11 protein-coding genes and 1 pseudogene are annotated in these 14,683 nt (G+C 62.9%); 6 read left to right on the plus strand and 6 right to left on the minus strand.

Features of this window, described 5'->3' with window-relative positions; all coding sequences use genetic code 11:
- Positions 1-13 precede the first annotated feature (13 nt).
- A pseudogene (locus BMW74_RS22560) lies at positions 14-656 on the minus strand (aspartate/glutamate racemase family protein); the annotation flags it as partial.
- An 87-nt stretch (positions 657-743) separates the two neighbouring features.
- A complete protein-coding gene (locus BMW74_RS22565; protein WP_093426343.1) occupies positions 744-1,478 on the minus strand; it encodes a phosphoadenylyl-sulfate reductase in 735 nt (244 codons plus the stop codon).
- 174 nt (positions 1,479-1,652) lie between these two features.
- Between BMW74_RS22565 and thrH the strand changes: the two genes are divergently transcribed.
- On the plus strand, positions 1,653-2,270 hold the full coding sequence (gene thrH / locus BMW74_RS22570) for a bifunctional phosphoserine phosphatase/homoserine phosphotransferase ThrH (protein WP_093426344.1): 618 nt from the start codon (positions 1,653-1,655) through the stop codon (positions 2,268-2,270).
- A gap of 155 nt (positions 2,271-2,425) precedes the next feature.
- On the opposite strand, the gene pabB is transcribed toward thrH, so the two are convergent.
- From pabB to BMW74_RS22590, 4 genes are all read right to left on the minus strand, one after another.
- On the minus strand, positions 2,426-3,769 hold the full coding sequence (gene pabB, locus BMW74_RS22575; protein ID WP_093426345.1) for an aminodeoxychorismate synthase component I: 1,344 nt from the start codon (positions 3,767-3,769) through the stop codon (positions 2,426-2,428).
- 197 nt (positions 3,770-3,966) lie between these two features.
- Positions 3,967-4,953: an alpha-L-glutamate ligase-like protein gene (locus BMW74_RS22580; protein ID WP_093426346.1), complete on the minus strand. Its 987-nt coding sequence runs from the start codon at positions 4,951-4,953 to the stop codon at positions 3,967-3,969.
- Positions 4,953-6,485, minus strand: coding sequence for an osmotic stress tolerance membrane protein RloB (locus BMW74_RS22585; protein ID WP_093426347.1), 1,533 nt, complete (start codon positions 6,483-6,485; stop codon positions 4,953-4,955). The genes BMW74_RS22580 and BMW74_RS22585 overlap by 1 nt, the downstream gene beginning before the upstream one ends.
- 5 nt (positions 6,486-6,490) lie before the next feature.
- A complete protein-coding gene (locus BMW74_RS22590) occupies positions 6,491-7,027 on the minus strand; it encodes a retropepsin-like aspartic peptidase RloA (protein WP_093426348.1) in 537 nt (178 codons plus the stop codon).
- Positions 7,028-7,302: 275 nt separating this feature from the next.
- On the opposite strand from BMW74_RS22590, the gene BMW74_RS22595 reads away from it, so the two are divergent.
- The 5 genes from BMW74_RS22595 (at position 7,303) to prpF (ending at position 14,290) form a co-directional block, all read left to right on the plus strand.
- Positions 7,303-8,025 carry a GntR family transcriptional regulator gene (locus tag BMW74_RS22595; protein ID WP_093426349.1) on the plus strand — a complete coding sequence of 241 codons (723 nt, stop codon included), beginning with the start codon at positions 7,303-7,305 and terminating at the stop codon, positions 8,023-8,025.
- Entirely contained in the window at positions 8,022-8,915 is an 894-nt protein-coding gene (gene prpB / locus BMW74_RS22600) for a methylisocitrate lyase (RefSeq protein WP_093426350.1), read from the plus strand. The genes BMW74_RS22595 and prpB overlap by 4 nt, the downstream gene beginning before the upstream one ends.
- A 198-nt stretch (positions 8,916-9,113) precedes the next feature.
- Positions 9,114-10,241, plus strand: coding sequence for a bifunctional 2-methylcitrate synthase/citrate synthase (gene prpC / locus BMW74_RS22605; RefSeq protein WP_093426351.1), 1,128 nt, complete (start codon positions 9,114-9,116; stop codon positions 10,239-10,241).
- A 206-nt stretch (positions 10,242-10,447) separates the two neighbouring features.
- The gene (gene acnD / locus BMW74_RS22610; RefSeq protein ID WP_093426352.1) at positions 10,448-13,039 is read left to right on the plus strand and encodes a Fe/S-dependent 2-methylisocitrate dehydratase AcnD; all 2,592 of its coding nucleotides are present in this window, start codon (positions 10,448-10,450) and stop codon (positions 13,037-13,039) included.
- A gap of 60 nt (positions 13,040-13,099) precedes the next feature.
- Positions 13,100-14,290 (plus strand): 2-methylaconitate cis-trans isomerase PrpF, encoded by a 1,191-nt coding sequence (prpF, locus tag BMW74_RS22615; protein WP_093426353.1) that lies wholly within the window; start codon positions 13,100-13,102, stop codon positions 14,288-14,290.
- Positions 14,291-14,683: the final 393 nt, after the last annotated feature.

Below are 14,683 nucleotides of genomic sequence, written 5' to 3' on the forward strand. Positions count from 1 at the left end.
CCGGCCACAGGGTTCAGCGCCCTCGGCCAAACTGCCCGGGCCAGCCGATGATGGTTTTTCCCCGAGGCGTTGCATAGGTCCTGACCTTGGACGTCGAAAGCCCCAGCCGTACCAACGACTCAGCGATGGTCACCGCTGCTGTCACGCCGTCCACCACCGGCACGCCGGTGCGCTGTCGGATCTGTTCGCCCAGCCCGGCCATGCCGCCGCAACCCAGGCAGATGACTTCGGCCTTGTCTTCGTGCACCGGCGTGTTGAACGATGGCGAACAGGGCCCGCTCGGGGTCCTGTTCGAGTTCCAGCACCGCCAGGCCGCTGGCCCGGACTGACGCGCAGCGGTCCCAGAGGCCGGAGAGCTTGAGGCGATCCTCGATCAGCGGCACGGTGCGGTCCAGGGTCGTGACCACCGAATGGGCATGGCCCAGAAACATCGCGGTGCTGGCGTCGGCGTCGGTGATGTCCACCACCGGCACGTCCAACAACTCCTGCAAACCCTCGCGCCCATGCTCGCCGTAGCCGGCCTGGATCACCGCATCAAAGGGTTGGTCGTAGCGCATCACCCAGTCCATCACCGCGATAGCCGCCAGGTCGCTTTCGAAGTTGCCTTCGATGGAGTCGGCGCCAACGTGCGGGGTCAGGCCAATGATCTGCGTGCCGGCCGGCGGCTGATTCGATTTAGCGGGGGAGAGGTGTGCAACGATGGCGGTCGCACAGGACACCATCGCGCAGGTGGGGCGGGGGGGTCAGGCTTTATGGATGAGGTTGCCGGCGTGCAGGCCGCATTCCTTTTGCGTGGCTTCTTCCCACCACCAGCGGCCTTCGCGCTCGTGCTGGTTTGGCAGCACCGGGCGGGTGCAGGGTTCACAGCCGATGCTGATGAAACCGCGCTCATGCAGGCTGTTGTACGGCAACTCCAGCATGCGGATGTAGCCCCAAACTTCTTCACTGCTCATTTGCGCCAGCGGATTGAATTTGTACAGCGGGCGCTCGGGCGTGGAGAACGCGCTGTCGACTTCCAGCACCGCCACCTGGCTGCGGGTGCCTGGGCTCTGGTCGCGGCGCTGGCCGGTGGCCCAGGCGCGGACGGTGGACAGCTTGCGCCGCAGCGGTTCGATCTTGCGGATGCCGCAGCACTCGCCGTGGCCATCCTTGTAGAAGCTGAACAGACCCTTTTCCTTGACGAACGGTTCGAGCTTGCGGTGGTCCGGGCTGACCAGTTCGATCGGGATGCCGTAGTGCTCGCGCACCTGGTCGATAAAGCGATAGGTCTCGGGGTGCAGGCGGCCCGTGTCGAGGCTGAATACCTTGACGTTCTTGTTGAGTTTCCAGGCCATGTCCACCAGCACCACGTCCTCGGCGCCACTGAAGGAGATCCAGAGATCATCGCCAAACTCGGCAAAGGCCAGCTTGAGAATGTCTTGGGCGGATTGTGTGGCATAGGTCGCGGCGAGTTCAGCGACGTCGAACGATGGGCTCATCAGGGCGGTTTCCTACAGGTCGGTGGCGCTAAGCGCTCTATAGGCTGGCGATGGTAGCAAAATCCCGAGGTCCCTGGCGCGCTCGTCTGCGTTGCGCCGGTCGGTGCGAGTCGCTAGAGTTCGGCAGTCTTTTTACTCGCTCAACTCAATAATCAGTACAAATGGGAGTGTGTTGTGGAAATTGCCTGTCTCGACCTGGAAGGTGTGTTGGTCCCGGAGATCTGGATCGCCTTCGCTGAAAAAACCGGGATTGAATCCCTGAGGGCCACCACCCGGGATATTCCTGACTACGACGTGTTGATGCAGCAGCGCCTGCGGATCCTCGACGAACATGGCTTGAAGCTGTCGGATATCCAGGAAGTGATCGGTACCCTCGCGCCGCTGGATGGCGCCATCGAGTTCGTCAACTGGCTGCGCGAGCGCTTCCAGGTGGTGATTCTCTCCGACACCTTCTATGAGTTCTCCCAGCCGCTGATGCGTCAACTGGGCTTCCCGACGCTGCTGTGCCATCGGCTGATTACCGACGAAACCGGGCGGGTGACCAGCTATCAACTGCGTCAGAAAGACCCCAAGCGTCAGTCGGTTCTGGCGTTCAAGAGCCTCTACTACCGGGTGATCGCGGCCGGTGATTCGTACAACGACACCACCATGCTGGGTGAGGCGGACGCCGGCATCCTGTTCCATGCCCCGGACAACGTGATCCGCGAGTTCCCGCAGTTCCCGGCGGTGCACACCTTTGAAGACCTCAAGCGCGAGTTCATCAAGGCGTCGAACCGTGAGTTGAGCCTGTAAGGGATGCCGTGGGGCTGATGGCCTCTTCGCGGGCAAGCCCGCTCCCGGCCAGATTCCCTGTGGGAGCGAGCCTGCTCGCGAAGTCGGTGTGAAGCCAGCGACGATCATCGCGAGCAGGCTCGCTCCCACAAGGACTGCTGCGTACCGACCAGGCGCTACAAGCCTTGTAACGTATCGAGCAACACCTTCACCTTGGTGATCGATTCCTGATACTCGGCCTGGCCATCCGAGTCGGCGACGATCCCGCCACCGCCCCAGCAGCACACCTGGCCGTCCTTGACCAGCAGGCTGCGGATGGCAATCGAGCTGTCCATCTCCCCGCGCACGTCCAGATACAGCAACGAACCGCAGTACAAACCTCGGCGGGTCGGCTCCAGTTCGTCGATGATTTGCATGGCGCGGATTTTTGGTGCGCCGGTGATCGAGCCGCCGGGGAAGCTGCCGGCGATCAGGTCCAGGGCATCCTTGCTGGCGGCGAGCTCGCCGGTGACGCTACTCACCAGGTGGTGCACGTTGGGGTAGCTCTCCAGGCTGAACAACTCCGGTACCCGTACCGAACCGACACGGCAGGTGCGGCCCAGGTCGTTGCGCAGCAGGTCCACGATCATCAGGTTCTCGGCGCGATCCTTGGCGCTGGCCAGGAGTTCGGCGGCGTTGGCCGCATCTTCCACAGCAGTCAACCCCCGTGGGCGGGTGCCTTTGATCGGCCGGGTTTCCACCTGGCCGGCGCTGACTTTGACGAAGCGTTCCGGCGACAGGCTCAGCACTGCGCCGCCATCGGGCAGGCTTTGAAAGCCCGAGAATGGGGTCGGGCAGGCCGCTCGCAGCGCACAGTACGCCGCCCAGGCATCGCCCTGGCAGGGCGCGCGGAAGCGTTGGGCGAAGTTGACTTGATAGCAATCACCGGCCTGGATGTACTGCTGGATGCGTTCGAATGCCTGTTGATAGTCATCGGCGCTCAGGTCCGCAGCCATGGTGCCGCTCAAACTGAATCTGGTATCGAGTGGCTTGGCAGGCTGGTTGAACAATTCGATCAGGCGCTGGCGCTCGGTGTCGGCGAGACTGGGGTGGAACACCAGTTGGCTGGTGCCGCGCAGGTGATCGCTGATCAACGCCCAGGCATACAGGCCAAAGCGTGCGTCGGGCAGTTGCAGATCGTCTTGCGCCTGGGTGGGCAGGGTTTCCAGGTGGCGGCCGAAGTCATAGCTGAGGTAGCCGATCAAGCCGCCGGCGAATGGCAGCTCGAAGGGCGCCGGGATAGTGGCATTGCCCAGTTGGCTGAGCGTCTCGCGCAGGCGTTGCAGGAAGGCGTTGCCACTTTCGTCTGGCGCGACCGCCAGGGTCGCCAGTGGCCAGGCGCTGAGCAGGTCATAGCGGCCGCGCTCGGCGCTGGGCCGGCCGCTGTCGAGCAACACGCTGCCCGGGGCATGGCGAATCGCCGCGAAGTACTCGGCGGGGTCGGGGTGATAGGGCAGCGGGTGTAGAGAGCAAGTCAGCATGAGCAGGGGGGATCAGCCATCGAGGCGGGGTGGCGATTGTAGTCCCCTGTAGGAAATGCTCCTAGAGGGATGTCGGGCATAGGCAGACGCATGGTCGGGTGAAGGCTTTCGCGAGCAGGCTCGCTCCCACAGGTTGATGTGTAGCCTGTGTGGGAGCGAGACCGGCTTGCTCGCGATGAAATCGCCCCGATCCCGTCTCAGCCCTCGACCCGCGGAATATGCCCAAACAGTTCCTGGACAAACGCCACGCGCTCCTCGACGGTTTCGGTGATCCCGCGCGCCTTCAATTGCTCCAGGTGCGCTTCCACCGCATGGGTGCGCAGTGTCAGTCCGCAGTCGTTGGCGATCTGGATGTTCAGTCCGGGACGGGCATTGAGTTCGAGGATCAGCGGGCCTTTTTCCTGGTCCAGCACCATGTCGACGCCGATGTAGCCCAGGCCGCACAGTTCATGGCAGCCCGCGGCCAGTTTCATGAAGCCGTCCCAGTAGGGCAGTTGCACACCGTCCACCGCGTTGGTGGTGTCGGGGTGCTTGGCGATGATGTTGTTCAGCCAGGTGCCGCGCAAGGTCAGGCCGGTGGCCAGGTCGACGCCGACGCCAATGGCGCCCTGGTGCAGGTTGGCCTTGCCGCCGGACTGGCGGGTCGGCAGGCGCAGCATGGCCATCACCGGGTAGCCCATCAGTACGATGATGCGGATGTCCGGCACGCCTTCATAGCTGATGCTTTTGAAGATCTGGTCGGGGATCACCCGGTACTCGATCAGCGCCCGGTCGCGGTGGCCGCCCAGGGAGTACAGGCCAGTGAGGATGCTGGAAATCTGGTGTTCGATTTCCTCATGGCTGATGATCTTGCCCGAGACCGTGCGGTAGCGGCCTTCGAAGCGGTCGGCGATCACCAGGATGCCGTCGCCGCCAGCGCCCTGGGCCGGCTTGATCACGAAGTCGTTGCGCCCGCCGATGATCGAATCGAGCTTGTCGATTTCCTTCTCGGTGGAGATCACACCGTACATTTCGGGTACGTGGATCCCGGCCTTGATCGCCCGTTCCTTGGTGATGATCTTGTCATCGACGATCGGGTACAGGCTGCGCTTGTTGTACTTGAGCACGTAGTCGGCGTTACGCCGGTTGATGCCCATGATCCCGCGCGCTTCCAGGGCTTTCCAGGTCTTCCAGAAGCCGAACATTACGAATCAGCCTTGAGGAAGGCCTTGAACCGTACCAGTTCGGTCAGGCGGTAGCCGCGATAACGCCCCATGGCCAGCATGAAGCCCACCAGGATCAGCAGGACCGCCGGGAAGGTGAAGATAAAGTACACCAGCTCCGGCACGCTCATGATCAGGTGCGCCAGGGACGCGGCGAACAGGGTGCCAATCGCCACTTTCATGGCATGCCCGGCGCCGCGTTCTTCCCAGGTGATCGACAGGCGTTCGATGGTCATGGTCAGGATCACCATCGGGAACAGCGCCACCGACAGTCCGCGTTCAAGGCCCAGCTTGTGGCTGAACAGGCTGATGGCGGCAATCAACACCACCACGAACGTCAGCACCACCGACAGCCTTGGCAGCATTTGCAGCTTCAGGTGTTCAAGGTAGGAGCGCAGCGACAGCCCCAACGCCGTGATGACGGTGAACAGCACGACGCCAAAGCCCAATCCGGTTTCACGGAAGGCCAGGGCAATCAACACCGGGGTGAAGGTGCCCAGGGTCTGCAAGCCGATCAGGTTGCGCAGGATCAGGATCACCAGCACGCCAATCGGGATCATCACCATGATCATGAAGGTCTGCTGGGTTTGCAGCGGCAAGCCGTACAGCGAGTAGTCGAGGAAGTTGGCGTCGGTGTTCTCGTCGGTCAGCTTGGCCAGGCGAATCGCGTTCATTTCGCTGTTGTTGAGGCTGAACGTGACGTTGGCCTTTTTGCCGCCATCGACGGTGATCAGGTTGTCATCGCCGGTCCACCACAACAGGCGGTCGCTGGGCAGGCCTTGCTCGCCGGTTTCCGGGTTGAAGTACAGCCAGTCGTTGCCGTTGAAGCTGCGCAGCCACAGCTCCGGGCTTTGCGGCTGGTCGGCCATCAGGCGGATGGTGTGGACCTTCTCTATTGGTACATGGGCAATGGACAGCAGCAGTTCGACGATCTTGGCCTTGTGCGCCGGCGATGGGTCGCCCGCCAGCAACAGCTTGGCGTTGTCGTCACTGCTGTTGTTGACCCGCTTGATCGCTTCGCTGATGAAGGTCTCGACATCGGCCGAGTGCTGGCGGATCGGCGCCAGCAAGGCATCGGCGGCGACCTTTTCCGGGCCTTCGATGGCGATGCTGTCGCGGAAGGTCGGACCCTTGACCTTGGATTTTTCGCCGGTGTAGCGCTTGGTCAGCACCAGGCGGTAATAAAGGGTCTGCTTGCCGTTGGCGCGGCGGGCCGACCAGGTGACCTTGCGGTTGCCGTCGACACGGTTCACCGAAACGCCATAGTTGTTGGAGATGAAGCTCTCGTTGAGGCTGACGTAGTCGCGGCTCAGGGGCGGCACGAACATCTGGACCTTCACCGGGTCCTTGGCACTGGCGACGAACTCGACCTTGGCGTCGATGTTCCACAGGTCGTCGGTGGCGTCTTCAGTCACTGGAATGCCCAGCACGAAAATCTGATAGGCCGTAACGGAAATGCCCAGCACCACCAGGATGGCGATCAGGATTTTCAAGTGAAGGGTAAGAGAGCGCATGGGGATTACTCGGCGGTATGAGCGTCGGTGGCGCAGGCGGGTTTGCCGGCAGCGTATTTAAGACTGGGGTCGACCAGTGCATCGAAGCGTTTCAGGGCTTCGGAGCCGATCAGGAGCGGGTACTGGAAGGCGCTGCGGTCGGTCAGGTTCACTTCGATGCTGCGCAGCGCCGTGCCCATGCAGATATCCAGCTCGATCACCGGGCGTGCGGTGTACTGTTGCCCTTCCTCGGGATCGTAGTCGCCCGCGCGGCGCTTGATTTTGCTGACTCGCGCCAGTGGCCGTTCGATCGGGTGCGTGTGGGCCGCGTCAATGGCCAGGTAAAAACGCACCCAGGATTCGCCGTTGCGCTTGAAGCGCTTGATGTCACGGGCACTGAGGGAGGCGGTCTTGGCGCCGGTGTCGAGCTTGGCCGCCACTTGCAGGTCGATGCCTGACAGTTGGGCGTACTCGTTGAGGCCGTACACGGTTTTTTCGCCCGCGTAGCCAAGGGCCGGCAGGCAGAACAGGCAGAGCAATGAAGGGAGGTGCTTGAGTCTCATAAATCCTGGCGCGCGCTGTCCATTCTTTCTTTTGGTTCAAGGTGACTGGCATTGCTGCGCAAGCGCCCTTTTATGCCTGCCATAAAAAGATGACAGGTAAATGCGGCCGGCATTCTAACACGGTGGTTTTATGGCGCTAGCGCCGGCGAGGGTCCTTTAGTTTGGTTTTAATTGCCGTGCTTATTAGACGATTGTCGACAATAGATCTTTTTTCTTTGACGAAAGCCTAGTTATTGGTTAGTTTTTGCCGCATCAGCTTTCAAGGTGTCGACAATATGCTGGATCAACTCGATTCCCCAGCCCTGGCTCAGGACGATTCGGAAACCCTCTCCGAGAACGTCTTCCGTAGAATCCAGGCGGCCATCGTCAAAGGCGAGATCGCACCGGGCAGCAAAATCTCCGAGCCGGAGTTGGCGCGCACCTATGGCATCAGCCGTGGCCCGCTGCGCGAGGCAATCCACCGCCTTGAAGGCCAGCGCCTGCTGGTGCGAGTGCCTCACGTCGGCGCCCGGGTGGTGTCCCTGAGCCACGCCGAGCTGGTTGAACTCTATGAGATCCGCGAGTCCCTGGAGGGCATGGCGTGTCGCCTGGCGGCCGAGCGCATGACCGATGCCGAGATCGAAGAGCTGCGCCAGGTCCTGCATACCCACGAGCGCGATGCCGCGTTCCAGGCCGGCGTCGGCTACTACCAGCAGGAAGGCGACTTCGACTTCCATTACCGGATCATCCAGGGCGCCGGCAACCGCACCCTCACGCAAATGCTCTGCGGCGAGCTGTATCAACTGGTGCGCATGTACCGCATCCAGTTTTCCGCCACGCCCAATCGCCCGCGCCAGGCCTTTGCCGAACACCACCGAATTCTCGATGCCATCGCCGACCGTGACGGTGAGTTGGCCGAGTTGTTGATGCGTCGCCATATCGGCGCGTCAAAACGCAATATCGCCCGTCACTATCAGGACGGTAACCATCCGACAGTCACTCCACGAGGTGAGTCATGAGTTCCAACAAGAGCACACCAGGCCAGCGTTTCCGTGATGCGGTCGCCAGCGAGCAGCCGTTGCAAGTGGTGGGCGCGATCAACGCCAACCATGCACTGCTGGCCAAGCGCGCCGGTTTCAAGGCTATTTATCTGTCCGGTGGCGGGGTTGCGGCCGGTTCCCTCGGCGTGCCTGACTTGGGCATTACCGGTCTGGATGACGTACTGACTGACGTGCGCCGCATCACCGACGTCTGCGACCTGCCGCTGCTGGTGGACGTGGACACCGGTTTTGGCTCCTCGGCCTTCAACGTGGCGCGCACCGTCAAGTCGATGATCAAGTTCGGCGCGGCGGCGATTCACATCGAAGACCAGGTGGGCGCCAAGCGCTGCGGGCATCGTCCGAACAAAGAGATCGTGACCCAGCAGGAAATGGTCGACCGCATCAAGGCGGCGGTGGACGCCCGCACCGACGACAGCTTCGTGATCATGGCCCGCACCGATGCCCTGGCCGTGGAAGGCCTGGAGTCGGCACTGGATCGTGCGGCTGCGTGCATCGAAGCCGGCGCCGACATGGTGTTCCCGGAAGCCATCACCGAGCTTGAGATGTACAAGTTGTTCGCCGCCCGCGTGAAAGCGCCGATCCTGGCTAACATTACCGAGTTCGGTGCTACGCCGCTGTACACCACCGAGCAACTGAAAGCCGCCAACGTGGCGCTGGTGCTGTACCCGCTGTCGGCGTTCCGGGCCATGAACAAGGCGGCAGAAAACGTCTACACCGCGATCCGCCGCGATGGCACGCAGCAGAATGTCATCGACACCATGCAGACCCGCATGGAGCTTTACGATCGCATCGACTACCACACCTTCGAGCAGAAGCTCGATGCGTTGTTCGCCCAGAAAAAAGGCTGAGCGGCGACCCGCGTATCGCGTGTGAAGCAATGCTGACCCGTAGGAGCGAGGCTTGCCCGCGAAAGCGATCTGATTCCGGGCACTGAGTGTGAATATAGATCCGCGTTCGCGGGCAAGCCTCGCGCCTACGGGAGCTGGGCATCCGTCCTCGATCAATGTGTTGCCAAGTCCCTAACAAATTCAAGATTGGAGAGAGCAATGGCCGAAGCAAAAGTATTGAGTGGCGCAGGTCTGCGTGGCCAGGTCGCCGGGCAAACCGCGTTGTCCACCGTGGGCCAGGAAGGCGCTGGCTTGACCTATCGCGGCTACGACGTGCGCGAACTGGCGGCGGATGCGCAGTTTGAAGAAGTGGCCTACCTGTTGCTGTACGGCGAGTTGCCGAGCAAGGCCCAACTGGCGGGCTACATCGCCAAGCTGAGCAAGTTGCGCGACCTGCCGCAAGCCTTGAAAGAAGTGCTGGAACGCATCCCGGCCGACGCCCACCCGATGGACGTCATGCGCACTGGCTGCTCGTTCCTGGGCAACCTGGAGCCGGAGGCGGACTTCTGCGAGCAGCACGACAAGACCGACCGCCTGCTGGCCGCGTTCCCGGCGATCATGTGCTACTGGTATCGCTTCAGCCACGACGGCAAGCGCATTCATTGCGTGACCGATGAGTCCTCTATCGGCGCGCACTTCCTGCACCTGCTGCACGACAAGCCGCCGAGTGAGTTGCACGTCAAGGTGATGAACGTGTCGCTGATTCTCTACGCCGAGCACGAGTTCAACGCCTCGACTTTTACCGCCCGCGTCTGTGCCTCGACCCTGTCGGACCTGTTCTCGTGCATCACCGCCGCCATTGGTTCGCTGCGCGGCCCGCTGCACGGCGGCGCCAACGAAGCGGCGATGGAAATGATCGAGCGCTTCGCTTCGCCCCAGGACGCCATCGACGGCACCCTCGGCATGCTGGCGCGCAAGGACAAGATCATGGGCTTTGGCCACGCGATCTATAAAGACAACGATCCGCGCAATGAAGTGATCAAGGGCTGGTCGAAAAAGCTCGCCGACGAAGTGGGCGACAAGGTGTTGTTCCCGGTGTCCGAAGCCATCGACAAGACCATGTGGGAGCAAAAGAAACTGTTCCCCAACGCCGACTTCTACCATGCCTCGGCGTACCACTTCATGGGCATCCCGACCAAACTGTTCACGCCGATCTTCGTTTGCTCGCGCCTGACCGGCTGGGCCGCCCACGTGTTCGAACAGCGCGCCAACAACCGCATCATCCGCCCGAGTGCCGAGTACATCGGCGTTGAACAGCGCAAGTTCGTGCCAATCGAACAACGCTGATTGGGGAGGGGCGCCGACGCAGGGACCTGAGTTAACGCAGATCCCTGTGGGAGCGGGCTTGCTCGCGAAGACGGACTGACATTCAACGTTGATGTCGACTGACACACCGCTTTCGCGAGCAAGCCCGCTCCCACATGTGACCGTGCTCACTTCGGAGCCCGCTGCCGGCCCCACCTTTTGTCTCCACCGTGACCGAGTCCTGACCGATGAACACTGAATTTCGCAAGCCGCTCCCCGGCACCCAGCTGGATTACTACGACACCCGCGCCGCCGTCGAGGCCATTGCGCCTGGTGCCTATGACACCCTGCCGTACACCTCCCGCGTGCTCGCGGAAAACCTGGTGCGCCGCTGCGACCCGGCCACGCTCACCGACTCCCTGAAGCAGTTCATCGAGCGCAAGCGCGACCTCGACTTCCCATGGTTCCCGGCGCGGGTGGTGTGCCACGACATTCTCGGCCAGACCGCCCTGGTGGACCTGGCCGGCCTGCGCGATGCGATTGCCCTGCAAGGCGGCGACCCGGCGCAGGTCAACCCGGTGGTGCCGACTCAACTGATCGTCGACCACTCCCTGGCCGTCGAGCGTCCTGGTTTTGATCCCGAGGCGTTCGAGAAGAATCGCGCCATCGAGGACCGTCGCAACGAGGACCGTTTCCACTTCATCAACTGGACCAAGAAGGCGTTCAAGAACGTCGACGTGATCCCGCCGGGCAACGGCATCATGCACCAGATCAACCTGGAGAAGATGTCCCCGGTGATCCAGGTGCGCGACGGCGTCGCCTTCCCTGATACCTGCGTCGGCACCGACAGCCACACCCCGCACGTCGATGCCCTGGGCGTGATCGCCATCGGTGTCGGTGGCCTGGAAGCCGAGAGCGTGATGCTCGGTCGTGCGTCCTGGATGCGCCTGCCCGAGAGCGTTGGCGTCGAGCTGACCGGCAAGCTGCAACCGGGCATCACCGCCACCGACATGGTGCTGGCGCTGACCGAGTTCCTGCGCCAGCAAAAGGTGGTGGGTGCCTGGCTGGAGTTCTTCGGTGAGGGCGCCGCCAAGCTGACCCTGGGCGACCGCGCGACCATCTCCAACATGGCCCCGGAATACGGCGCCACGGCCGCGATGTTCTACATCGACCAGCAGACCATCGACTACCTCAAGCTCACCGGCCGTGAAGACGAGCAGGTGCGTTTGGTGGAGCAGTACGCCAAGCAGACCGGCCTGTGGGCTGACAGCCTCAAGGGCGCGCAGTACGAGCGTGGCTTGCGCTTCGACTTGTCGAGTGTGGTGCGCAACATGGCCGGGCCGAGTAACCCGCACGCCCGCGTCGCCACCGCGGACCTCGCCGCGCAAGGTATCTGCGGCCAGTGGGACGACATTCCCGGCCAGATGCCGGACGGCGCGGTGATCATCGCCGCCATCACCAGTTGCACCAACACCAGCAACCCGCGCAACGTGATCGCCGCTGGCTTGCTGGCGCGCAATGCCAACCAGCTGGGGCTGACCCGCAAGCCGTGGGTCAAATCGTCCCTGGCGCCGGGCTCGAAAACCGTGGCCCTGTACCTGGATGAAGCCGGCCTGACGACTGAGCTGGAGCAACTGGGCTTCGGTATCGTGGCCTTCGCCTGCACCACCTGCAACGGCATGTCCGGTGCGCTGGACCCGCTGATCCAGCAAGAGATCATCGACCGCGACCTGTACGCCACGGCCGTGTTGTCGGGCAACCGCAACTTCGACGGGCGGATTCACCCCTACGCCAAGCAAGCGTTCCTGGCTTCGCCGCCGCTGGTGGTCGCCTACGCCATCGCCGGGACCATCCGCTTCGACATCGAAAAAGACGTGCTGGGCGTGGTCGATGGCAAGGAAATCCGCCTGAAGGACATCTGGCCCAGCGACGAGGAAATCGACGCGGTGGTCAAGGCGTCGGTCAAGCCGGAGCAGTTCCGCCAGGTGTACATCCCGATGTTCGCCATCCATGAAGACACCGGCCCGAAAGTCGCGCCGCTGTATGACTGGCGCGAGCAGAGCACCTACATCCGTCGTCCGCCGTACTGGGAAGGCGCGTTGGCCGGGGCGCGTCCGCTCAAGGGCATGCGCCCGCTGGCGGTGCTGCCGGATAACATCACCACCGATCACCTGTCGCCGTCCAACGCGATCATGCTCGACAGCGCCGCCGGCGAATACCTGGCGAAAATGGGCCTGCCGGAGGAGGACTTCAACTCCTACGCCACCCACCGTGGCGATCACCTGACCGCGCAACGCGCCACCTTCGCCAACCCGAAGCTGTTCAACGAAATGGTGCTGGAGAACGGCAAGGTCAAGCAGGGTTCGCTGGCCCGTGTCGAACCGCAAGGCCAGGTCATGCGCATGTGGGAAGCCATCGAGACCTACATGGAACGCAAGCAGCCGCTGATCATCATTGCCGGCGCCGACTACGGCCAGGGTTCGTCCCGTGACTGGGCGGCCAAGGGCGTGCGGTTGGCGGGCGTGGAAGCGATCGCCGCCGAAGGCTTCGAACGCATCCACCGCACCAACCTGGTGGGCATGGGCGTGTTGCCGCTGGAGTTCTTGCCGGGCACCAACCGCAAGACCCTGGGCATCGACGGCACCGAAACCTACGACGTGATCGGTGAGCGCACCCCGCGCACCACCTTGACCCTGGTGATCACCCGCAAGAACGGCGAGCGCGTCGACGTGCCGGTCACTTGCCGCCTCGATACCGCCGAAGAAGTGTCGATCTATGAAGCGGGCGGCGTGTTGCAGCGCTTTGCCCAGGACTTCCTGGAGTCGGCTGTCGCCGTCTAATCAGCCAATGCGCGCATGGGATTTAAGTCCCGTGCGCGCCGGTAAGGAGTTAGGAGCACCATGGCTCACGCACCTCAGATCAAGATCGCTGCCACCTACCTGCGTGGCGGCACCAGCAAAGGCGTGTTCTTCAGCCTCCAGGATTTACCCGCGTCGGCGCAGGTGCCGGGACCGTCCCGTGATGCGCTGCTGCTGCGCGTGATCGGCAGCCCCGACCCGTACGAGAAGCAAATCGACGGCATGGGCGCGGCCACGTCCAGCACCAGCAAGACGGTGATCGTGTCCAAGAGCCTCAAGGCCGATCACGATGTCGATTACCTGTTCGGCCAGGTCTCCATCGACAAGCCGTTTGTCGATTGGAGCGGCAACTGCGGCAACCTGTCGGCAGCGGTCGGTTCGTTCGCCATCAGCAGCGGCCTGGTCGATGCCAGCCGTGTGCCGCACAACGGCGTGGCCGTGGTGCGTATCTGGCAGGCCAACATCAGCAAGACCATCATTGCCCACGTGCCGATCACCGACGGTGCGGTGCAGGAGACCGGCGACTTCGAACTCGACGGCGTGACCTTCCCGGCTGCCGAGGTGCAACTCGAATTCCTCAGCCCGGCGGCCGAGGAAGATGGCGCCGGCGGCTCGATGTTCCCCACCGGCAACCTGGTGGACGACCTAGAAGTGCCCGGCGTTGGCACCCTCAAGGTGACGATGATCAATGCGGGCATCCCGACCATCTTCGTCAACGCCCAGGACATCGGCTACACCGGCACCGAGTTGCAGGGCGACATCAACGGCGACCCGAAAGCGCTGGCGATGTTCGAGACCATCCGGGCCTACGGCGCGCTGCGCATGGGCTTGATTGCCGATCTGGATGAAGCGGCCAGGCGGCAGCACACGCCCAAGGTGGCGTTCGTCGCGCCGGCGGCGGACTACGTGTCATCCAGCGGCAAACCAGTGGCGGCGGGTGATATCGACCTGCTGGTGCGGGCGCTGTCCATGGGCAAGCTGCACCACGCGATGATGGGCACCGCCGCCGTCGCCATCGGCACCGCCGCGGCCATCAACGGCACGCTGGTGAACCTGGCGGCGGGGGGCATCGAGTGTAACGCGGTGCGCTTCGGTCATCCGTCCGGCACCTTGCGCGTGGGGGCCGAGGCCACATTGGTCGACGGTGATTGGACCGTGACCAAAGCCATCATGAGCCGCAGTGCGCGGGTATTGATGGAAGGCTGGGTGCGGGTGCCGGGGGATTCGTTCTGACGCCACGCTAAAGATCCACACCCAACCCTGTGGGAGCAACTGTCTTAGCCATGCCGCTCGTCACCGCCATCGCGAGCAGGAATCTGGGTTGAGCCCGTAGGAGCGAGGCTTGCCCGCGAAGAGGCCAGCCCATTCAACATTGATGTCGCCAGGCTTACCGCCTTCGCGGGCAAGCCTTAATGCCAGTCAGTTAAGGCGCCAACCCTGTGGGAGCGAGCCTGCTCGCGAAGACGGCAACACAGCCAACATCTCCGTTGACTGACCTACTGCTATCGCGAGCAGGCTCGCTCCCACGTGGGTTTCGCTTAACTGACTGGCATTAGGGCAAGCCTCGCTCCTACAAGGAATTGAGCTGCCCCCGGATGTGTGTTCGCCGTGGACCAGGGTGAGCGG

The sequence above is a fragment of the Pseudomonas sp. ok272 genome (assembly GCF_900109995.1).
Taxonomy (GTDB): Bacteria; Pseudomonadota; Gammaproteobacteria; order Pseudomonadales; family Pseudomonadaceae; genus Aquipseudomonas.